This window comes from Kocuria sp. WRN011 (genome assembly GCF_002295155.1).
In the GTDB taxonomy this organism is placed as follows: Bacteria; Actinomycetota; Actinomycetes; order Actinomycetales; family Micrococcaceae; genus Kocuria; species Kocuria carniphila.
This window is the reverse complement of sequence record NZ_NSGI01000001.1, coordinates 559,624-580,965: the sequence shown is the minus strand read 5'-3', so window position 1 is coordinate 580,965 and position 21,342 is coordinate 559,624. Positions and strand designations below refer to the sequence as shown.

Annotated in this window: 21 protein-coding genes; 2 read left to right on the top strand and 19 right to left on the bottom strand. The window is 62.8% G+C overall.

Annotation, left to right across the window (positions count from 1 at the left end):
- Positions 1-122 precede the first annotated feature (122 nt).
- The 4 genes from glgX to glmS all read right to left on the bottom strand — a co-directional run bounded on the left by glgX (position 123) and on the right by glmS (position 6,411).
- Entirely contained in the window at positions 123-2,309 is a 2,187-nt protein-coding gene (glgX, locus tag CKW39_RS02765) for a glycogen debranching protein GlgX (RefSeq protein ID WP_095796607.1), read from the bottom strand.
- A gap of 97 nt (positions 2,310-2,406) precedes the next feature.
- Positions 2,407-4,062: an NAD(P)H-hydrate epimerase gene (locus CKW39_RS02760; protein WP_095796606.1), complete on the bottom strand. Its 1,656-nt coding sequence runs from the start codon at positions 4,060-4,062 to the stop codon at positions 2,407-2,409.
- Positions 4,055-4,426, bottom strand: coding sequence for a holo-ACP synthase (locus CKW39_RS02755; RefSeq protein WP_095796605.1), 372 nt, complete (start codon positions 4,424-4,426; stop codon positions 4,055-4,057). The genes CKW39_RS02760 and CKW39_RS02755 overlap by 8 nt, the downstream gene beginning before the upstream one ends.
- A 101-nt stretch (positions 4,427-4,527) precedes the next feature.
- Positions 4,528-6,411: a glutamine--fructose-6-phosphate transaminase (isomerizing) gene (gene glmS / locus CKW39_RS02750; protein WP_095796604.1), complete on the bottom strand. Its 1,884-nt coding sequence runs from the start codon at positions 6,409-6,411 to the stop codon at positions 4,528-4,530.
- 75 nt (positions 6,412-6,486) lie between these two features.
- Between glmS and coaA the strand changes: the two genes are divergently transcribed.
- Positions 6,487-7,443 carry a type I pantothenate kinase gene (gene coaA / locus CKW39_RS02745; protein WP_095796603.1) on the top strand — a complete coding sequence of 319 codons (957 nt, stop codon included), beginning with the start codon at positions 6,487-6,489 and terminating at the stop codon, positions 7,441-7,443.
- Between the two features lie 150 nt (positions 7,444-7,593).
- Positions 7,594-8,022, top strand: coding sequence for a large conductance mechanosensitive channel protein MscL (gene mscL / locus CKW39_RS02740; protein ID WP_095796602.1), 429 nt, complete (start codon positions 7,594-7,596; stop codon positions 8,020-8,022).
- An 87-nt stretch (positions 8,023-8,109) separates the two neighbouring features.
- Here the strand turns inward: mscL and glmM are convergent, their stop codons facing one another.
- From glmM to secY, 15 genes are all read right to left on the bottom strand, one after another.
- Positions 8,110-9,462, bottom strand: coding sequence for a phosphoglucosamine mutase (gene glmM / locus CKW39_RS02735; RefSeq protein WP_095796601.1), 1,353 nt, complete (start codon positions 9,460-9,462; stop codon positions 8,110-8,112).
- A gap of 48 nt (positions 9,463-9,510) precedes the next feature.
- Positions 9,511-10,563: a polyphosphate kinase 2 gene (gene ppk2, locus CKW39_RS02730; protein ID WP_202976221.1), complete on the bottom strand. Its 1,053-nt coding sequence runs from the start codon at positions 10,561-10,563 to the stop codon at positions 9,511-9,513.
- Between the two features lie 453 nt (positions 10,564-11,016).
- Positions 11,017-11,544 (bottom strand): 30S ribosomal protein S9, encoded by a 528-nt coding sequence (gene rpsI / locus CKW39_RS02725; protein ID WP_016997081.1) that lies wholly within the window; start codon positions 11,542-11,544, stop codon positions 11,017-11,019.
- 32 nt (positions 11,545-11,576) lie between these two features.
- Positions 11,577-12,020, bottom strand: coding sequence for a 50S ribosomal protein L13 (gene rplM, locus CKW39_RS02720; RefSeq protein ID WP_016997080.1), 444 nt, complete (start codon positions 12,018-12,020; stop codon positions 11,577-11,579).
- A gap of 377 nt (positions 12,021-12,397) precedes the next feature.
- Positions 12,398-13,294 carry a tRNA pseudouridine(38-40) synthase TruA gene (locus tag CKW39_RS02715; RefSeq protein ID WP_095796600.1) on the bottom strand — a complete coding sequence of 299 codons (897 nt, stop codon included), beginning with the start codon at positions 13,292-13,294 and terminating at the stop codon, positions 12,398-12,400.
- A gap of 67 nt (positions 13,295-13,361) precedes the next feature.
- Positions 13,362-14,123 (bottom strand): 50S ribosomal protein L17, encoded by a 762-nt coding sequence (rplQ, locus tag CKW39_RS02710; protein ID WP_095796599.1) that lies wholly within the window; start codon positions 14,121-14,123, stop codon positions 13,362-13,364.
- 74 nt (positions 14,124-14,197) lie between these two features.
- Positions 14,198-15,217, bottom strand: coding sequence for a DNA-directed RNA polymerase subunit alpha (locus CKW39_RS02705; protein ID WP_095796598.1), 1,020 nt, complete (start codon positions 15,215-15,217; stop codon positions 14,198-14,200).
- Positions 15,218-15,361: 144 nt separating this feature from the next.
- Positions 15,362-15,766 (bottom strand): 30S ribosomal protein S11, encoded by a 405-nt coding sequence (gene rpsK / locus CKW39_RS02700; protein ID WP_012397714.1) that lies wholly within the window; start codon positions 15,764-15,766, stop codon positions 15,362-15,364.
- A 59-nt stretch (positions 15,767-15,825) separates the two neighbouring features.
- Positions 15,826-16,194: a 30S ribosomal protein S13 gene (gene rpsM / locus CKW39_RS02695; RefSeq protein WP_095796597.1), complete on the bottom strand. Its 369-nt coding sequence runs from the start codon at positions 16,192-16,194 to the stop codon at positions 15,826-15,828.
- Between the two features lie 161 nt (positions 16,195-16,355).
- Positions 16,356-16,469 (bottom strand): 50S ribosomal protein L36, encoded by a 114-nt coding sequence (gene rpmJ / locus CKW39_RS02690; RefSeq protein WP_016997073.1) that lies wholly within the window; start codon positions 16,467-16,469, stop codon positions 16,356-16,358.
- Positions 16,470-16,559: 90 nt separating this feature from the next.
- A complete protein-coding gene (infA, locus tag CKW39_RS02685; protein WP_016997072.1) occupies positions 16,560-16,781 on the bottom strand; it encodes a translation initiation factor IF-1 in 222 nt (73 codons plus the stop codon).
- Between the two features lie 264 nt (positions 16,782-17,045).
- Positions 17,046-18,191 carry a 23S rRNA (adenine(2503)-C(2))-methyltransferase RlmN gene (rlmN, locus tag CKW39_RS02680; RefSeq protein WP_095796596.1) on the bottom strand — a complete coding sequence of 382 codons (1,146 nt, stop codon included), beginning with the start codon at positions 18,189-18,191 and terminating at the stop codon, positions 17,046-17,048.
- A 37-nt stretch (positions 18,192-18,228) separates the two neighbouring features.
- Entirely contained in the window at positions 18,229-19,062 is an 834-nt protein-coding gene (gene map, locus CKW39_RS02675) for a type I methionyl aminopeptidase (protein ID WP_095796595.1), read from the bottom strand.
- A 116-nt stretch (positions 19,063-19,178) separates the two neighbouring features.
- Positions 19,179-19,745, bottom strand: coding sequence for an adenylate kinase (locus CKW39_RS02670; protein WP_095796594.1), 567 nt, complete (start codon positions 19,743-19,745; stop codon positions 19,179-19,181).
- Positions 19,746-19,844: 99 nt separating this feature from the next.
- A complete protein-coding gene (gene secY, locus CKW39_RS02665; protein WP_095796593.1) occupies positions 19,845-21,158 on the bottom strand; it encodes a preprotein translocase subunit SecY in 1,314 nt (437 codons plus the stop codon).
- Positions 21,159-21,342: the final 184 nt, after the last annotated feature.

The following is a 21,342-nucleotide window of genomic DNA, read 5'->3' as shown; positions in this document are numbered from 1 at the left end:
AGAACGAGTCGTGGACACGGTGCGCGACCGTTAACGCAACCGCCGACGCCGCCCGGTACCGGGCGGCGTCGGCGGTTGTGTCCGGCGCGCCCTTGGTCAGGGCGCGCTCACTCTGCGAATTGCTACTGAGCCTGGGGTGCTTGGGCGTAAGCGGCCACCGAAGCGGCCACGGACGCGTCCGGCTCTTCCTCGGGAGCTTCCCACGCGCGCAGGACCACGGTGGACTTACCGGCCAGCGTGATCTGCGTGGAGTGATCACGGATCTCGCCGTCACCGTGCTCGCCGGCCGTGTCCAGGATCTCTTCCCACTTCTCGCCGTAGTTGGCTGCGGGCAACGTGAACTCTACTTCCTCGGGAGCCGAGTTGAAGTAGACGATGAAGTTGACGTCCACGATCTGGCGGCCGCGCATATCCTCGCCCGCAATGCCCTGACCGTTGAGCCACATACCCATGGAGCGGGTCAGCGGTTCGTCCCAGTCCTTCGGCACCATGGGGGTGCCGTCAGCGTTGAGCCACGCAATGTCCGGCATGGGATCTTCGTCCGAGCGCTCACCCATGTCCACGGGGCGACCGTCGAAGAACTGCGAACGGCGGAACGTGGGGTGGTTCTGGCGCAGGTGCGTGATCGCTGCGGTGAACTCGATCAACGGGCCGTCCATGCGCTCCCAGTTGATCCATGACAGCTCGTTGTCCTGACAGTACGTGTTGTTGTTGCCGTCCTGAGTGCGGCCCAGCTCGTCGCCGTGCAGCAGCATGGGCGTGCCCTGGGACAACAGCAACGTGGTCAGGAAGTTGCGCTGCTGGCGGGCGCGCAAGGCCAAGACATTGGGATCGTCCGTGGGGCCCTCCTCACCGCAATTCCAGGAACGGTTGTGGGACTCGCCGTCATTGTTGCCCTCGCCGTTGGCATCGTTGTGCTTCTCGTTGTAGGACACGAGATCGCGCAGTGTGAAGCCATCGTGAGCGGTCACAAAGTTGACGGACGCGAACGGACGGCGGCCACTGTTCTCGTAAAGATCCGCGGAACCGGTGATACGGGAGGCGAACTCGCCCAGGGTTGCGGGCTCACCGCGCCAGAAGTCACGCACGGTGTCGCGGTACTTACCGTTCCACTCGGTCCACTGCGGCGGGAAGTTACCCACCTGGTAGCCGCCGGGGCCGATGTCCCACGGCTCGGCAATGAGCTTGACCTGCGAAACAATCGGGTCCTGCTGCACGAGCTCGAAGAACGTGGAGAGCTTGTCCACATCGTAGAACTCACGGGCCAGGGTCGCGGCCAGGTCGAAGCGGAAACCGTCCACGTGCATCTCGGTCACCCAGTAACGCAGCGAATCCATGATCAGCTGCAACGAGTGCGGGTGGCGCACGTTCAAGGAGTTACCGGTGCCGGTGTAGTCCATGTAGAACTTGTGGTCGTCGTCAACGGTGCGGTAGTACGCGTTGTTGTCGATGCCCTTCATGGACAGCGTGGGACCCATGTGGTTGCCCTCGGCGGTGTGGTTGTAGACCACGTCCAGGATCACTTCGATGTCGGCCTGGTGCAGTGCGCGCACCATGGCCTTGAACTCCTGCACCTGGCTGCCCAGGTGAGAGGCCGAGCTGTACTCGTTGTGGGGGGCGAAGAACGCAATGGTGTTGTAACCCCAGTAGTTACGCAGACCCTGATCCAACAGCGTGGAGTCCTGCACGAACTGGTGCACGGGCATGAGCTCAATGGCGGTCACGCCGAGCTTCTGCAGGTGTTCGATGACCGAGGGGTGTGCCACGCCCGCGTACGTGCCGCGCTGCTCATCCGGAACGTCCGGGTGCTGCATGGTCAGGCCCTTGACGTGGGCTTCGTAGATCACGGACTTGTGGTACGGGGTGTGCGGGGTGCGGTCACCCTCCCAGTCGAAGAACGGGTTGATCACCACGCCCTTCATCATGTGCTCGGCGGAGTCCTGATCGTTGTAGGAGTCCTCATCGCCAAAGTGGTAAGAGAACATGGACTCGTCCCAGTCCATGCCGCCTTCGACGGCCTTGGCATAAGGGTCGAGCAACAATTTGTTGGGATTGCAGCGCAGACCCTGGGAAGGATCCCACGGGCCGTGCACGCGATAGCCGTAGCGCTGACCGGGCTGCACCTGGGGGAGGTAGCAGTGCCACACGTAGCTGTCCACGGCGGTGACGTCCACGCGGGTTTCCTGGCCGTCCTCGTCGAACAGGCACAGCTCCACTTTTTCGGCCACTTCCGAGAAGAGGGCGAAATTGGTGCCTGTGCCGTCGAACGTGGCGCCTAACGGATAGGCGTGACCGGGCCAAACTTCCATGGGGTTGTCTCCTAGAGATTGATGTCATGGCGAACGACGTTGCGTACGCGCGGGCGCGTTGGGACGTCATTGGCCAACACCCAAGAATAGCGGGTACTTACTGTCGCGTTGTGCGTAATACCTTGCGCACGTTGGCCGCCAACACCGTGGGAGGCACCGGGCCCTCTCCGTCCACGCGCGAGGCGAGCGCGTGCACACCGGCTCCGAGGGCGGCTGCGGCGGCCCAACGGCCGTCCTCGCGGGCCCACGCGCCCAGGTTGCGGAGGGCATCCGGGTGCTCGGCCACGTGAGCCACCACGGTGCCCAGAATTCCGGCGAGCGTGTCGCCCGAACCCGCAGTGGCCAGCCATGGACTGGCTTGCCCGATGCTCAAGCACACTTGCTCGACCCCGTCCTCGTCGGAGCCGGGTGACGCGATGATGGTGGTGGCGCCCTTGAGAAGAACCGTGGCACCGGTCAGCCGCGCCGCCTCGCGTGCCCAATGAACGGGTGCTGCTTCGATGCGGTCGCGGTCCGGGGCATCATCCGTGACACCGAACCCTTTGAGCCATTCGAAGACCTGCTCCAATTCCCCCGCATGCGGGGTCAGAATCTTCTGAGCCCCGAGCCGCCCGTCCGCGACAGCCTGTGCCGCTGGGGTGAGGGCACCGGCATCGAGAACGGCGGGCTCCGGGGACTCGATCACGGCCTGAACGCGTGCGGATTGGCTTTCATCGTCCGCGACACCGGGTCCCGCCAGCCATGCCTGGACGTGCACGTCCCAGGGCTGATCGTCCGAACACACAACCTCGGGGCTCTGGGCCAACACCATGCCGCGGGTGGTGGCGTCACCCAGGAAACGAATCATGCCCGCGCCGGAGTTCACCGCGGCGTTGGTGGACATGATGGCCGCACCCGGATAACTCGGGGTACCCGCCACCACACCCAGCACCCCGCGCGTGTACTTGGTGTCCGTGGGAGTGGGACGGGGCCAAGCCTTGAGAATGTCCCTGGCTTCGAGCCGGAAGACCGAGGGGTCTTCCAAGCGCTCCTCAATCCCAATGGGTATGACCGTCAGCTGACCGGAGACCTGCTCCCCCGGAGCCACCACGTGGGCCACCTTGGCCGCGCCGAACGTCACGGTGGCGTGAGCCTTCAACACCGGCTCGGGAGCCTCCCCGGTATCGGCATCCACACCGGACACCACGTCGCACGCGACGATGCGAGGACCCGTGGGGCTGGTGCGTTGAAAGGCGTTGAAATCCTGAACGAGTGCAGCGACCTCGCCCCGCAGACCGCCCGAGGCGCCGGTGCCGAGCACGGCGTCAACCACGAGGTGCGCGGACGTCAGTTTGGACAGGGCCTGACCACGATCCACGGTGTGAAATCCGGCGATCGATGCATCGGGCTCCGCATTCGGGTCGCTTGCCTCGTCCTGCCCTTCGAGTCGAACCACGGATCCGCCCAGCGCGCGCAGTGCCTTGAGCCCCTGCGGATGAGCCTTGGACCCGGTCAGAATTGCAGTCACCATCACGCCCGCACGGCGTAGGAACGATCCCGCCCATAAACCGTCTCCACCGTTGTTGCCGGAGCCCACCAGGATGATGGCTGTGGTGCCGGACAGCAAGCCCTTGCGATTGGCGCGGCGTAGATGTGTTTCGCAGACCCGGGACAGCCCCAGTGCGGCTCGGCGCATCAGGATGTCCCCGTACCCCGCATCGAGCAGGGGTTGTTCGGCAGCGCGTACGCTGGCGCCGGTGTATGCGTCAATCACTTCTGGGACCTCCCGATCCTTCGGCCACAACGAATGCCACGGCCATCCCGCCGTCATGGGAAATCGTCACGTGCCACGACTCCACGCCCCGGCGTTCGGCCACTTCTGCCACCGTACCCGTGGTGTGTAAACGGGGCGCACCGTGTTCGTCATTGGTGATCCAGCAGTCCTGCCAGATCATTCCGGGCGGAGCCAGCAGCGCCTTGGCCGCGGCTTCCTTGACGGCGAACCGCGCGGCGAGCGAGTTCAGGGAAAGGTCGCGCTCGTGTTCCACGAACAAGCGTTCCCGCAACCGAGGCGTCCGCTCCAGCTGCCTCTTGAACCGTTCCACGTCCACGATGTCCACGCCCGTTCCCACGATCATGCCCGCCAGCCTACCCGCGGGTGCGGACACGAATAACGACGGCGGGTGCCCACCGAAAATTCGGTGGGCACCCGCCGTCGGCGATGCGTGGGACGAGAGTCTTACTCGACGGTCACGGACTTGGCGAGGTTACGCGGCTGGTCCACGTCGTAGCCCTTGGCCGTGGAAAGCTCCGCAGCGAAAATCTGCAACGGCACGGTGGCCAGCAACGGCTGGAGCAGCGTGGGTGCCTCGGGCACGTAGAAGATGTGATTGGCGAAGTCCTTGACGGCCTCGTCACCTTCTTCCGCAATCACGATCGTCACGGCACCGCGAGCGCGGATCTCCTGAATGTTGGAGACCACCTTGGCGTGCAGCGAATCGCGGCCCTTGGGAGAGGGAACGATCACGAACACGGGCTGGCCCTCATCGATCAGAGCGATGGGGCCGTGCTTGAGTTCACCGGCGGCAAAGCCCTCGGCGTGAATGTACGCAATCTCCTTGAGCTTGAGCGCACCCTCCATGGCCACGGGGAATCCCACGTGACGGCCCAGGAACAGCACGGACGACGCGTCCTTCATGGCCTGTGCCAGATCCTTGACGTCGCCCTCGATCTCGTCGAGCACACGCTGGATCTTGGCGGGCATGGCCTCCAGCTCGGTGAGCATGGTGGCGATCTCGTCCTTGAACTTGTTGCCGCGCAGCTGTGCCAGGTACAGCCCTAACAAGTAGGCCGCGGTGATCTGCGCAAGGAACGCCTTGGTGGAGGCCACTGCGATCTCGGGACCGGCGTGCGTGTAGAGCACGGCGTCCGCTTCGCGGGGAATCGTGGAACCGTTGGTGTTGCAAATGGCAACCACCTTGGCGCCCTGTTCCTGCGCGTGCCGCACGGCCATGAGGGTATCCATGGTCTCTCCGGACTGGGACACGGCCACGACCAGGGTCTTCTCATTGACAATGGGGTCGCGGTAACGGAACTCGTGGGCCAATTCCACTTCGGTGGGAATCCGGCACCAGTGCTCAATGGCGTAACGAGCGACCTGACCGGCGTAGGACGCCGTGCCGCAGGCGATCACCACGATCTTGTCGATCGAGCGCAGAACGGTTTCGTCAATCTTGATTTCGTCCAGGGTCAAGCGACCGGACTCGTCCAGGCGGCCCAACAGGGTCTGCTCCACGGCGGAAGGCTGATCGTGGATCTCCTTCTCCATGAAGGACGGGTAGCCGTCCTTCTCCGCTGCGGCGGCATCCCATTTGATGTCAAAGGGCTTACCCTCCGCCGGGTTGCCGTTGAAGTCCACGATCTTGTAGTCATCGGCGGTGATGGTGACGATTTGGTCCTGCCCCATCTCCACAGCCTTCCTGGTGTAGTCGATGAAACCGGAGACGTCAGAGCCCAGGAAGTTCTCGCCCTCGCCCAGGCCGATGACCAACGGGGAGTTACGGCGGGATGCCACCACGCGGTCCGGGTGATCGGCATGCACAGCCAGCAGGGTGAACGCGCCTTCCAGACGACGGCTCGTGTCCTGCATGGCCACGGTCAGGTCCTTGGAGTCGGCGGGCTGCGCGTTGTAGGTGCGAGCCAACAGCACCGCGGCGACCTCGGTGTCGGTCTCGGACACGAAAGTCTCGCCCTCGGCGGCCAGCTCACGCTTGATTTCATTGAAGTTCTCGATGATGCCGTTGTGGATCATGGCGAGCTTGCCGCCGTCCACCACGTGCGGGTGCGCGTTGACGTCCGACGGTCCACCGTGGGTGGCCCACCGGGTATGACCGATGCCGATCTGGGAATCCGGCAGCGGATAGGCCTCCAGCTCGGCCAGAAGGTTGGTCAGCTTGCCAGCCTTCTTGCGGTAATCCACTTTGCCGTCCGCGATGACAGCGACGCCGGCGGAGTCATATCCACGGTATTCGAGGCGACGCAAACCCTCGAGAATCACGTCCAACGCGTTGTGTCCACCGGCTTTGACGTCCGGGGATCCTACATAGCCCACAATTCCACACATGCGGAGAACTCTACCGGAAACCACCCGCGTCACTGCTGTTACCTGCCACACCACCGGCCATAGACTGGTCTGAACATGAGCACACAGTCACTGACTCATCGCGCATCCCCGTTTGTGGAGCTGGACCGACAGACGTGGTCGCGCTTGTCGCACGAAATAGACGTGCCCCTTACCGCGCAGGAAATCGAGAACCTGCGCGGTCTTGGTGACCGCCTGGATGTGGATGAGGTGCGTGAGGTCTACCTCCCCCTTTCCCGTTTGCTCACGCTCTATGACGCCTCCGCGAATCACCTCAACTCGGAGACCAACGCCTTCCTGGGTGAGGATCACGCACGAACCCCTTTCGTCATTGGCATCGCGGGTTCCGTGGCGGCCGGTAAATCGACGACTGCGCGCTTGTTGCGTGAAATGCTCTCGCGCTGGCCGTCCACCCCCAACGTCCAATTGGTTACCACGGACGGGTTCCTCTACCCGAATGCGGAGCTGGTCCGTCGCGGGCTCATGGATCGCAAGGGGTTCCCGGAGTCCTACGATCGCCGTGCGCTGTTGCGTTTCATGTCCGAGATCAAATCCGGCGCACCCGAGGTGCGGGCGCCCAAATACTCACACACCACCTACGACATCCTCCCGGACGAGGAGATCGTGGTGACCAAACCCGACGTCGTGATCGTGGAAGGCCTGAACGTGCTCGCGCCCGCCAAGCTGAGCCCGGGAAACCGTGCGGCCCTGGCACTGAGCGACTTCTTCGACTTCAGTATTTACGTGGACGCACGCACCAGTGACATCGAGCACTGGTACGTTGAGCGATTCCAGGCGTTGCGCAGCTCAGCGTTCGCGAATCCTCAGTCCTACTTCCACCGCTACGCCAACCTCACGGACGCCGAGGCCGTAGAAGTGGCCACGGATATTTGGCGACGCATCAACGAACCCAACTTGGAACAGAATGTTCGCCCTACCCGGGGACGGGCGCGACTCATACTTTCCAAGGACCAAGATCACAAGACCAGACGCGTGCTACTTCGAAAGAATTGATACCTTTCGATGACTAATTCATGACTTGTCACTAGTGCGTATACCAATAATGCGGGAATTAGCAAGGTAGCTTTCTACTTTAAGTGTGATGTTGGATAACTTTGCTCTTTTTTGTTTCCTGTTGGCCAGCGGTCTGGGTAATCTATCGCCATGCTTAATGGTTTCAAAGAATTCATCATGAAGGGAAATGTCCTCGACCTTGCCGTCGCCGTCATCATCGGCGCTGCCTTCGGCCAGATCGTCAACGCTCTGGTTGAATCCGTCCTCATGCCCGCCATCTCCGGCATTGTGGGCTCTCCCAACTTCGACAATTTCGCGCTGGTCACCTTCAACGGCAACGACATCAAGTTCGGTGTCCTGCTGACCGCCATCGTCAACTTCCTGCTGATCGCAGCCGCTGTCTACTTCGCCATCGTCCTGCCGATGAACAAGATGATCGAGGCTCGCAACCGTCGCCTGGGCATCGACCCCGCCGCCGAGGAAGCCGATCCCAACACCCTGCTGCTCACTGAAATCCGCGACGCACTGGTTGCAGGCAAGGGTGGCACCGTGGACGGCCCCGGTTCCAAGACCCTGTAATTCTTTCCAACTATCCCGACTACTACTGAGGCCCCGCTTCCAGAAGGAAGCGGGGCCTCAGTAGTTAAAAAGCGAACCGGAACCGGATCAGCTCAGGCGAAGGTGCTGCTCCACGATCTTCACTAGTGCCTCGGCTTCATGTCGGGCCTGCTCGTGACTGGCGGCCTCGACCATGACACGCACCACCGGTTCGGTACCGGACGGGCGCAATAGGACACGCCCTTCTCCGCCAAGGCGCTCCTCGGTCTCCGCCACTGCGGCAAGTACCTCGGGGTGAGTCTTGGCAGCGGCCTTGTCCACGTTGGCCACATTGATCATCGTCTGCGGCATGCGGGTCATGACGGAGGCCAATTCGGACAGCGGCATTCCGGTCTGCGCAACGCGTGAAGCCAACATCAGGCCGGTCAGCAGACCGTCACCGGTCGTGGCGTAATCGGCCATGATCACGTGACCCGACTGCTCGCCACCCAGGTTGTAACCGTTGGCGACCATGGATTCCAGGACGTACCGGTCACCCACCGCTGCTCGTTCCAGGCGGATGCCCTGCTCTTCGAGTGCCAGCTGCAGACCCAGGTTGCTCATGACCGTGGCCACCAGGGTGTCCTGGTTGAGCTTGCCTGCGTCCTTCATGGCCATTGCAAGGATGCACATGATCTGGTCGCCGTCCACCTCGGTACCGGTGTGGTCCACGGCCAGGCAGCGATCGGCGTCGCCGTCGTGGGCGATGCCGAGATCCGCGCCGTACTTGATGACCGCTTCTTTGAGGGGCCCCAGGTGGGTGGAGCCCACGCCGTCGTTGATGTTGAGGCCGTCCGGCTGGGCGCCGATCACGTGAATATTGGCACCGGCATCGCGGAAGGCATCCGGTGAGGAACCGGATGCCGCGCCGTGGGCGCAGTCCAGAACCACCGTGAGACCGTCGAGACGCTGCGGGATCGCGCCGACCAAGTGCAGGATGTAGCGGTCCTCGGCGTCCGAGAGCCGGTTGATGCGGCCGACTTGAGCACCCGTGGGGCGCAGGAACTCGCGCTTCTCGTAGACTTCCTGGATTTTGTCCTCGATGGAGTCCGGCAGTTTCTTACCCCCGTGGGCAAGGAACTTGATGCCGTTGTCCGGAGCGGGGTTGTGGGATGCGGAGATCATGACACCGAAATCGGCGTCGATGTCCGCCACGAGGTACGCCGTAGCCGGAGTGGGAATCACCCCTGCGTCGTAGACGTCCACGCCGGAGCTCGCCAGACCGGCGGTGACCGCCGCCCCGATGAACTCGCCGCTCGCGCGACCGTCCCGTGCGACCACGGCTCGAGGTCGGACGCCGGGCTTGGCGTGCCCGTGGCCCAACACGATCGCGGCTGCTTGAGACAGCTCCATTGCAAGGTCAGCTGTGAGGAGGCCGTTCGCGAGTCCGCGAATGCCGTCCGTTCCAAAAATTCTAGACATCGCCTGTCATCCTACGACGTGCCACGCGAGAACCGCGAAGCGCATCGACTAGTCGTTGCCGGGTCGGACTACCGGAAACCCGTCCGGGTTGACTCCGTTGTCGTCCATGACGTCGTTGGAACCGCCCACGATCTTGGGGTCGGGCGTGCCCACTACGGAGTGGTCCTTATTCGGGTAGTCGAACTGGGACAGGACGTGGCGCATGGCTTCCAGGCGGGCGCGCTTCTTGTCGTTGGACTTGATCACGGTCCAGGGAGCGTCCCCCGTATCCGTGTAGAAGAACATGGCTTCCTTGGCCTCCGTGTAGTCATCCCACTTGTCCAGGGATGCCACGTCGGTCGGTGACAGCTTCCACTGACGCACGGGATCCGTACGACGAGCCTGGAAACGAGCCAGTTGCTCGGCACGGGTCACCGAGAACCAGAACTTGATCAGGTGGGTGTCTGAGTTCACCAGCATGCGCTCGAACTCGGGGGCCTGACGCATGAATTCGTAATACTGCTGCGACGTGCAGTAACCCATCACGCGCTCCACACCGGCACGGTTGTACCACGAGCGGTCCATCAGCACGATTTCGCCGCCGGAGGGCAAATGCTTGATGTAACGCTGGAAGTACCACTGGGTCTGCTCGATGTCGGTGGGCTTCTCGAGCGCCACCACGCGAGCACCACGCGGGTTGAGGTGCTCGGTGAAGCGCTTGATCGAACCACCCTTGCCCGCGGCATCGCGGCCTTCGAAAATGATCAGCAGCTTCTGACCTGTTTCCTTGATCCAGAGCTGAAGTTTGAGCAGCTCGATCTGCAGAGCACGCTTGGTCTTCTCGTACTCCTTGCGGCTCATCTTCTCGTCGTACGGGTAGCCGCGCTTCCACGCATCGGAGCGGGACAGTCCGGCATCGTCGTGGAGCTTGCGGCCGAGTTCCGCAATCTCGTCCAGCTCAGCCGCGTAATCCTCGACCACGGAGATGCGGTGGTGCTCTTCCTGGTCGATCTCGCTCGTCACGACATCCTTTTCCTGGGCGAGTTCCTCAGCGACGGCCTTCTTGTCCTGGTCCTTCTTCGCCGAAGTCTTGCTCTGGTTCTGGTCCGCTTGCGTGCTCATCCGGGCCCTCTCGTGGATTCGGGTGCGGAGCCACTGTGCTCCGCGTCCCATTTTACGCCCCATTTGCTTCTTGTTCGGGTCGCGTTGGCCGGTTGCGCGGGCACGAGTCGCCGACGCCGCTCCCCCACCACGTACGCGCTAGGCCACTTGAGACGCGAAACCGCCATATGTGCCATTAGAACCTTGCCGCGCACATTGTGCGCCGTTAGAACCCTTCTACAGCTGCGCAAGGGCTCTACCGAAACATGAGATGCCTGCAAGGGCCCTAAAGGAACTTTAAACGCGGCCGAGCCCCGCACGTCGGACGATGCCAACGTGAGGGACCCCGGGTCCACGCCGTGTCCGACGTGTGGGCGCGTAGTTCTAGCGCTTGTGGAGCCAAGCCTTAAAACGAAGCGGGGCCCCACGCTTCGGCCAAAGCCGAAATGTGGGACCCGGTTCGTAAACGCTGGATTAGCGCTTGGAGTACTGCGGAGCCTTGCGGGCCTTCTTGAGGCCTGCCTTCTTGCGCTCGATGACGCGGGCGTCACGAGTCAGGAAGCCGGCCTTCTTGAGTGCCGGGCGGTTGTGCTCCAAGTCGATCTCGTTCAGTGCACGGGCGATGCCGAGACGCATGGCACCGGCCTGGCCCGAGGGGCCACCACCGGAGATGCGAGCGGTCACGTCGTAAGCGCCTTCGAGGTCCAGCAGACGGAATGGATCGTTCACTTCCTGCTGGTGGAGCTTGTTCGGGAAGTACTCGGCCAGTTCGCGGCCGTTGACGATCCACTTGCCGGACCCGGGGACCAGGCGCACGCGGGCGATGGCCTGCTTGCGACGGCCGACAGCCTGACCGGAAACGGTGAGGGGTGCGCGCTCGGAAGCGGGGGCACCACCTTCGACGGGGCCGGTGGATTCCGAGGTGTAGCTGCTCAGCTCCTCGGTGCCGTCAGCACCTTCGACAATCTCGGTAACTTCTACTTCTTCAGTATTCTGAGCCACGATTCTCCTTGTTGTGCTCTCGTTGGCCCGAATTACTGGGCGACCTGGGTGAATTCGTAGGGCTTGGGCTGCTGTGCCGAGTGCGGGTGCTCGGGGCCTGCGTAGACCTTCAGCTTGGAAAGCTGCTGAGCGGCCAGCTTGTTCTTGGGCAGCATGCCCTTGATGGCCTTTTCCACTGCACGGGTGGGGTTCTTTTCCAGCAACTCTGCGTAGTTGGTGGACTTGAGACCGCCCGGGTAACCGGAGTGGCGGTAGGCACGCTTCTGTTCCAGCTTGGCGCCGGTCAGTGCGACCTTTTCTGCGTTGATGATGATGACGAAATCGCCCATGTCCACGTGGGGAGCGAAGGTCGGCTTGTGCTTCCCGCGCAGCAGTGTTGCGGTCTGGCTGGCAAGACGACCCAGGACTACGTCGGTGGCGTCGATGACGTGCCACTGACGCTGGACGTCACCGGGCTTCGGAGTGTACGTACGCACGTTGATCTGCCTTCGTTTGTCTACTGATGACACGAGAGACCGTGTCGGGTTGTTTCGCTGTGCTTCGGGGCCAGGGTGAGAGCCTGGCGGCATCCGCGCTCCCGCAACCCGGTGCACCAATCGGTCTTGCGCTCTGCAACATGAGCAACCGCTATGGGTACACGTGACCGAGGCGGGCACGCACAACAGCAATCAATGTTACCGGAAGCTTCAAATCCGCGCCAATTAACGGATCCTCCGCTTTTCCACACACACGACGTCCGCCGACGGCGCGCTCCCACCTATCGCGGTCAGAATCCCGTGAGGGTCATCCAGAGCCGCAAAGATGAGTGCTCTTCTACCGAGACTACGCGTTCAACCAGTCGGTAACCAGGGGTTCAGTCCTCCGGACGCTTGGCCCGAGTCTGTTCCGCACGGGCGGCCAGTTCGTGATCCGCGGGGTACTCGACGGATTCCAGAACCAACCCGTGCGGGGGTGCGAGCAACACGCGAGCGTCGCGCACGCGCGCCTCCAACCGCTCCCCCAACCAGTCCTGTTCGTAGCGCCCCTGGCCCACCCGTGCTGCGGCGCCCACCACGGAGCGGACCATGTGGTGGCAGAATGCGTCCGCCTGCAGCCGCACCGTCACAAGACCCGAAGCATCCCGTTCCACCGACGCGGATTGCAGTTCGCGAATCGTCGTTGCGCCCTCCCGCGGCTTGCAGAAACTCAGGAAGTCGTTCAGCCCCAGTAGATCGGTCACTGCGGCATTCATGGCAGGGACGTCGAGCTCCTCATTGACCCACCACGCAAAACCACGCGTGAGCGGATCGTGGCCGCTGGCGGCGTCGGAGATGCGATAGGCATAGCTACGCGACAACGCCGAGAACCTAGCGTCGAAACCGGCGGGTGCCAGAGCGGCGTCGTGAATCACCACGGCACCGAGGGCTGGTTGAAAGCCAAGATTCGTACGGTCCTTACCGAGAACCCGGTTGAGCGCCCCGTTCAACCTGCGCACCAGAGCCGCCCCGGGGGCAACCTCCGCGCCACGCGTCACCGTATCCCACGCATCGACCGGAACATCCACGTGAACGGTCTGACGGCGAGCATGCACACCCGTATCCGTGCGACCGGCCACCACGGTGCGCAACGGATGGCGCAGCACCAGCTCGAGCGCGGCCTCCACCGCTCCCTGCACCGTGGGCAGGGAAGGCTGCGCCGCCCACCCGCTGAACGGAGCGCCGTCGTAGGCCAAATCGATCCGCAGACGAACCAATTCACCCGACATGTTCATAACCTCCCGAAAAACGACGACGCCGCCGCAGGTTACCTGCGGCGGCGTCGATCAAGCAGCTACGTGCTTACTCAGAGATCTTCTGAGCGGCAGCGCCACCGGCCGGCTGGAAACCAGCGGCCTCTGCGTTGGCCGGGGAATCGAACCAGATCTCGGCGGTGGTACCGGAGTACCAGCGGGAGCCGGGAACGTGGTACTTCATGGAGTTCTTGTTGCCCTTGATGGAGAAGCCCACGGGGGCTTCGCCGGACTCCAACGGTGCGTGCGAACCGGCGAACTCAGCATCCTGGTTCTCGGCTGCGACCTCAGCTGCCTCTTCAAGGGTCTCGGGAGCCTGCTCTTCAGCGGGGATCTCCTGAGCCTTGACCTCTTCGGCAGTAGTGTCGGCCGGGGTGTCGACCGGAGCAGCCGGGGCTGCAGCAGCCTTCTCGGTGGCCTTCACGGCCTCGGCAACGGTGGACTTGGAAGCAACGGGCTCCATGACCAGCTCGATGACGGCCATGGGGGCGTTGTCGCCCTTGCGGTTACCGATCTTGGTGATACGGGTGTAACCACCGTCGCGGCCGTCCATGGCCGGAGCAATGGCGGTGAACAGCTCGTGCACGACGGACTTGTCGTTGAGCTGACGCATCACACGGCGGCGAGAAGCCAGGTCACCGCGCTTGGCGAAGGTGATCAGACGCTCGGCCACCGGGCGAAGGCGCTTGGCCTTGGTCACCGTGGTGGTGATGCGCTTGTGCTCGAACAGCTGCTGAGACATGTTCGAGAGCATCATGCGCTCGTGGGTAGGCCCGCCGCCGAGACGGGGTCCCTTGGTAGGGGTAGGCATAGTAGGTCTCCTGGTGGTCGGTCTCTCGCGTGGCTAGCAGGCTGCCTCGTGAGAAACGGGAAAGTTGTAAGACTTCAGTCGAGGTCGACGTCGAACGGGTTGTTGTTCTCGTCCTCGTCCTCCAACGAAGCTGCGTGCGCGGCGAGGTCATAACCTGGCGGGGAGTCCTTGAGTGCCAGGCCGAGCTCCTGGAGCTTGGCCTTGACCTCGTCAATGGACTTGGCACCGAAGTTACGGATGTCCATCAGGTCTGCCTCAGAGCGTGCAACCAGTTCACCCACGCTGTGGATGCCCTCACGCTTCAAGCAGTTGTAGGAACGAACCGTCAGTTCGAGATCCTCGATGGGCAGAGCCATGTCAGCGGCAGCGGCAGCGTCCGTGGGAGACGGGCCGATCTCGATACCCTCAGCCGTGGTGTTGAGCTCGCGAGCCAGACCGAACAACTCGACCAGGGTGGTACCGGCGGAAGCAACGGCATCACGCGGGGTGATGGCTTCCTTGGTCTCCACGTCCAGGATGAGCTTGTCGAAGTCGGTGCGCTGCTCCACACGGGTGGCTTCCACGCGGAACGTCACCTTGAGCACCGGGGAGTAGATGGAGTCGACCGGAACGCGACCGATCTCGGCATCCGCTGACTTGTTCTGCGAAGCAGAAACGTAGCCGCGGCCGCGCTCGATCGTCAGTTCGATCTCCAGCTGGCCCTTGGAGTTCAGGGTGGCAATGTGCAGTTCCGGGTTGTGGACCTCGACACCGGCCGGAGCCGAGATGTCAGCGGCGGTCACTTCGCCGGGTCCCTGCTTGCGCAGCCACGCGGTCACGGGCTCGTCCTCCTCGGAGGAGAGCGAGAGCTTCTTGATGTTCAAGATCAGCTCGGTGACGTCTTCCTTGACACCGTCCACGGTGGAGAACTCGTGCAGCACACCGTCAATGCGGATGCTGGTCACGGCGGCACCGGGGATGGAGGACAAGAGAGTGCGGCGCAGGGAGTTGCCGAGGGTGTAGCCGAAACCGGGCTCGAGCGGTTCGATCACGAACCGGGAGCGGTTATCAGCCACTACCTCTTCGGTGAGGGTGGGGCGCTGTGCGATGAGCACTGATGTTTCCTTTCAGCGTGCCTCCGCCATATGACGCACGCAGGTGGTGGAAAACAAGGGGTGAGGTGCGCGGAGATCAGGCGAGATCACCGCGTCGATGCGCGGGCACCGAACCCTGAGGGTTCGGTGCTCACGCTGCACGCATCAAACGCGACGGCGCTTGGGGGGACGGCAACCATTGTGAGCGGACGGGGTGACGTCCTGAATGGAACCAACCTCGAGCCCGGTGGCCTGCAGTGCGCGGATAGCGGTTTCACGTCCGGAACCCGGTCCTTTGACGAACACGTCAACCTTGCGCATGCCGTGCTCCTGAGCACCCTTGGCTGCGGCCTCGGCGGCCTGCTGAGCGGCGAACGGGGTGGATTTACGGGATCCCTTGAAGCCCATGCCGCCGGCGGAAGCCCACGACAGAACGGCACCGGAGGGGTCGGTGATGGAAACGATGGTGTTGTTGAACGTGGACTTGATGTGGGCCTGGCCCTGAGTCACGTTCTTATTAACCTTGCGACGCGGCTTACGAGCAGCCGTCGCGCGAGTTTTCTGAGCCATGAATTCTCCTACAAAGATCTTCGACGTTGATCAGCCACCGGCTTGGGTGGCGACCACGATTACTTCTTCTTGCCGGCGACCGTGCGCTTGGGACCCTTGCGGGTACGTGCGTTGGTCTTGGTGCGCTGACCGTGGACCGGAAGGCCACGGCGGTGACGCACACCCTGGTAGCTGCCGATTTCGACCTTGCGGCGGATGTCGGCGGCAACCTCGCGGCGCAAATCGCCTTCGACCTTGTAGTTGCCTTCGATGTAGTCGCGCAGCTCGACGAGCTGAGCGTCGGTGAGATCCTTCACGCGCACGTCACCCGAGATGCCGGTGGCCTCAAGGGTTGCGAGTGCACGGGTACGACCCACGCCGTAGATGTAAGTCAGCGCAATTTCCAGCCGCTTTTCGCGGGGGAGGTCTACGCCTGCGAGACGAGCCATATTGGCGGTTCTCCTTGTACTGTCCGGAGGTCTTGAACACTGCGTCCCGAACAAGATGTTGCGTTCGGTCTCCGGCCTCCGTGCCGGGGGTTGCCGCACCGTGCGGTGCTAGCTGCAGTGTCCGTTCTGTCAATCCACTTGCGTGGGCGGGAGCGCTCCCGTCAGCCCTGGCGCTGCTTGTGCCTGGGGTTCGAGCAGATCACCATGACTCGGCCATTACGGCGAATCACCTTGCAGTTGTCGCAGATCTGCTTGACGCTCGGTTGGACCTTCATCGCATTCCTTCGCGTACTAGTGGTGGTGAATAACGCAGCAAACACCCCGCAGATCACAACGATCCGCGCGGTGCGTGGTGCCGCGAATTTCTACTTGTAGCGGTAGACGATCCGGCCTCGGGTTAGGTCATACGGGCTCAGCTCCACCACGACCCGGTCCTCAGGAAGGATTCGGATGTAGTGTTGGCGCATTTTCCCAGAGATGTGGGCAAGCACCTTGTGACCGTTGTTCAGCTCAACACGGAACGACGCGTTGGGCAGAGCCTCGACCACAGTGCCTTCGATCTCGATGACTCCGTCTTTCTTGGCCATATCCTCCGCTAACTTTTCGAGGGGTCCGGTTATCTATCCGGACGGTTTACAGGACTCTCTCCGCTGATTGCCGACAGCCACATTGCGCCCCTGCAGCGTGAGCTCGGGGTGGATATGTGGACGGGCAGGGCTCAGCGGCGCGAGCACAGACAACCAACGCAATACTTTACGCGGTTGAGACTTGATATGCAATCCGGTAACGGGTAGTGAGTCACCTGCGACCTTCGCGGCGGGTCGATCCGGGGCGACGACGCCGCCGCGGGTCTAGACGTCCGCGGCCAGCTGGCCGCACGCGCCGTCGATGTCGGAACCGCGTGTATCACGCACCGTGGTGGGAATTCCGTGGGCGCGCAGACGCTCCACGAAGTTCTGCTCGACTCCAGGACGCGAGGCCGTCCACTTGGACCCCGGGGTGGGATTGAGCGGGATGGGGTTAACGTGCACCCAACCGGCACCGCGCTTGTTGAGCTTCTCCCCCAGCAAATCCGCACGCCAGCCTTGATCGTTCATGTCACGGATCAGGGCGTACTCGATTGATACACGGCGCCCGGTGGCGTCGTAGTACTCGCGGGCGGCATCCAGCGCCTCATCCACCTTCCACCGATTGTTGACCGGGATCAGTTCGTCGCGCAGTTCGTCGTCCGGGGCGTGCAGGGACAGCGCCAGGGTGATGGGCAACTTCTCCTGCGTGAACTTCCGCATCCCGGGCACCAGACCCACAGTGGACATGGTCAACCCGCGCGCGGAAAGTCCCAGACCCTCCGGTGACGGATCGATCAGGCGGTGTACCGCGCCCATGGTGGCCTTGTAGTTGGCGAGGGCCTCCCCCATGCCCATGAACACGATGTTCGACACGCGCAGCGGTGCTTCCTCTGCAGGACCCACCACACCGTCACGCAGACCTCGGATGCCCTGGACAACTTGGTCCACGATCTCCGCGGCGGAGAGGTTACGAGTCAGACCTGCCTGACCGGTCGCGCAGAACGGGCAGTTCATGCCACAACCTGCCTGGGATGAGATGCACATGGTCACGCGCTTGCTGTATCGCATGAGCACGGACTCGACCATGGCGCCGTCGAACAGCCGATGGACGGACTTGACCGTCATGCCCTGGTCCGCCTTGAGGTTCTTGACCGTGGTCAACAGTGGCGGCATGGCCGCGGCAACCAGTTCCTCGCGTTGTCCAGCCGGCAGGTCGGTCATCTTGTCCGGATCGGTTTCGAACCGTTCGAAGTAGTGCTTGGACAATTGCGCCGCTCGGAACGCCGGGTAGCCGGCGTCCTGCAGCATCTTCTTGCGCCCGGCCAGATCCAGGTCGGCCAGGTGCTGCGGGGGTTTACCCCGGCGAGCGGGTTTGAATACCAGCTGCCCGGGTTTAGGTCGTTCGGTGATCTCTACGTCGGTGGCCATGTCAGGTCCTTTCGCTCGTGCGTACCGCGCGTGCGGTTCAGGATGCGGCTATCGGGACGGGATGTACGCCCAGGGGTTCGAGTTCGGATGCGCCGCCGTCTTCAGCGGTGAGGACCCACAGGCCCTTGGAGTGCAGGCACACGCTGTGTTCCCACTGGCTCGCGTTGGCGCCGTCCACGGTCACCACGGTCCAGTCGTCGTCCAGGATCTTGGTCTCGATCCCGCCGCGCACCAGCATCGGTTCAATAGCCAGTGCCATGCCCGGGACGAGCCGGGGTCCGCGGTTGCGCACGGCGTAATTGGGAACGTCCGGGGCCATGTGCATGGCGGTGCCGATGCCGTGGCCCACGTAGTCCTCGAGGATCCCCAACCGCTGTCCGACCAATCCGTGGACGTAATCCTCCACAGCCTGACCGATGTCACCCACGTGAGTGCCGGTGGCCATGGCCGCGATGCCGCGCCACATCGCCGCGCGGGTCACCTTGGACAGCTCGACGTCCGCCGGGTCGTGGTGCTCCCCCACCAGGACAGTGCGAGCCGAGTCACCGTGCCAACCATCCACGATGGCACCGCCGTCGATGGAAACAATGTCCCCATCGAGCAACACCTGGTCCCCCGGGATTCCGTGAACAACGCGGTAGTTGACGGATACGCACACCGTGGCCGGATAACCGTAGTAGCCCAGGAAGTTGGACTCGGCATTGTTGGCCGCCAGGACGTCCCGGAAAGCTTGATCCACATCAGCGGTGGTGGCCCCGGGAACGGCAGCGGCCACGGCGGCGTCGAGCGCGCGCGAGGTCACCACCCCGGCTCGCGACATGAGCGCAAGCTGGGCATCGGACTTCAGTTCTACCTTGCGGCGACCAAACACGGTGCGCGCTTCCCTTCGTAGTGGTGAGTTCTATCAACGGCTAAGCCCTCGGAACGCGCTGTATGGCGCCGTTCCGAGGGCTCACACCCAAATTCTTATCTCAGCGAGATCGCATTTCAGCTGGCCAGCGCCGCCATGATGCGCTCGGTGACCTGATCGATGTCGCCCAGGCCGTCGACCTCGGTGACAATGCCGCGCTTCTCGTACACGCCAACGACCGGCGCGGTCTGCTGGTCATACACGTCCAGGCGGTGCCGAATGACGTCTTCCGTGTCATCGGTGCGGCCCTGATCCTGCGCGCGGCCGAGCAAGCGCTTGACGAGCTCGTCGTTGTCAGCGGTCAGCAGCAGCACGACATCCAGGTGAGTGCCATTGGCCTCGAGGATGCTGTCCAGCTCCTCGACCTGGGCCACGGTGCGCGGGTAACCGTCCAGCAGGAACCCGTTGTTCACGTCATCCTGTGCCAAACGGTCCCGCACCATGGAATTGGTCACGGAGTCCGGCACCAGATTGCCCGCGTCCGTGTACCGCTGCGCTTCCTTGCCGAGTTCGGTCTGCTCTTTGATATTGGCTCGGAAAATGTCCCCGGTGGAGATCGCAGGAACGTTCAACCGTTCACAAATGCGAGCCGCCTGAGTGCCCTTGCCAGCGCCTGGCGGTCCGATGATCAACAAACGGGTCATGGTTTCTCCTTGCACGAACTTCTCTGGTCCCCCACCACTTTACTGGCAACAGCCCGGCAGCGGGGCGGATCGTACGGATCCGCGGGACTTGGTGGACAACTACTTACGCAGCAACCCCTCGTAGTGACGCTGCTGCAGCTGCGCGTCGATCTGCTTCACGGTGTCCAAACCCACGCCCACCATGATCAGCAGCGAAGGACCACCGAACGGGAAGTTCTGGTTGGCGTCGAACAACACCAGAGCGATGAGCGGGATCATGGACACGATGCCCAGGTAGAGAGCACCCGGGAGCGTAATGCGGGACAGCACGTAGCGCAGGTAGTTCTCCGTGGGCCGGCCCGCGCGAATTCCGGGGATGAAGCCGCCGTATCGCTTCATGTTGTTGGAGACCTCTTCCGGATTGAACGTGATGGACACGTAGAAGTACGTGAACGCCACGATCATCAGGAAGTACGTGACCATGTAGACCGGGTGGTCACCGGATGTCAGGTACGTGTTGATCCAATTGACCCAACCGGGCACCGGAGAGCCGTCATTCGGCATCCCGAACTGCGCGATCATGGACGGCAGCATGAGCATGGATGAGGCGAAGATGATGGGGATCACGCCGGCCATGTTGACCTTGAGTGGGATGTAGGTGCTGGTGCCGCCAATGGTTCGACGACCCACCATGCGCTTGGCGTACTGCACCGGGATGCGACGCTGCGACTGCTCCACGAACACGACGCACGTGATGACCACGAGTCCCACAGCGCACACGGCCAGGAACAGGCCCCAGCCGCGGGTGCGAAGGATGTCGCCCAGTGCGGACGGGAAGGTTGCGGCGATCGAGGTGAAGATCAGCAAGGACATGCCGTTGCCGACACCGCGGTCGGTGATGCGTTCGCCCAGCCACATGATCAGCGTGGTGCCGGCGGTCATCGTAAGAATCATGATGACCAGGATCATCAGGGAATCGTTCGGGATGATCGGCAAGGGGCAGTCACCCAACAGCGCGCCGGATCGAGCCAGCGAGACCACGGTGGTCGCGTTGAGCGCGGCCAGCCCAATGGTCAGATAACGAGTGTACTGAGTGAGTTTGGTCTGCCCCTGGGCACCCTCTTCGTGGAGTTCCTGGAACCGGGGAATCACCACGCGCAACAGCTGCACGATGATGCTCGCCGTGATGTACGGCATCACACCGAGCGCAAAAATGGACAACTGCAACAGTGCGCCACCGCTGAACAGGTTGACCAAGTCGTACACGCCACCGGTCGTGTTACCCAGTGCTAGACACTGCTGTACGTTGCCGTAGTCCACGCCAGGCGCAGGAATGAAAGTGCCCAACCGGTAGATCACGATGATCCCGAGGGTGAACAGCAGCTTGTTGCGCAGTTCCGGCGTTGTGAACGCCCGTGCGAAAGCACTGAGCACAGGTCCTCCTCCAAAAACTTCAGTGTTGGCCCGGCCGGTCCCGACCCCGGGCAAGTCTAGCGAAGGATGTTGCGCGCACACGCGAGAGGTGAGCGCGAACACCCTGATAAAAAGCAGCGGGCCCCGTGCCGACAATACGGCACGGGGCCCGCTTCAGTTCAGGGTTACACCCTACAACCGATTA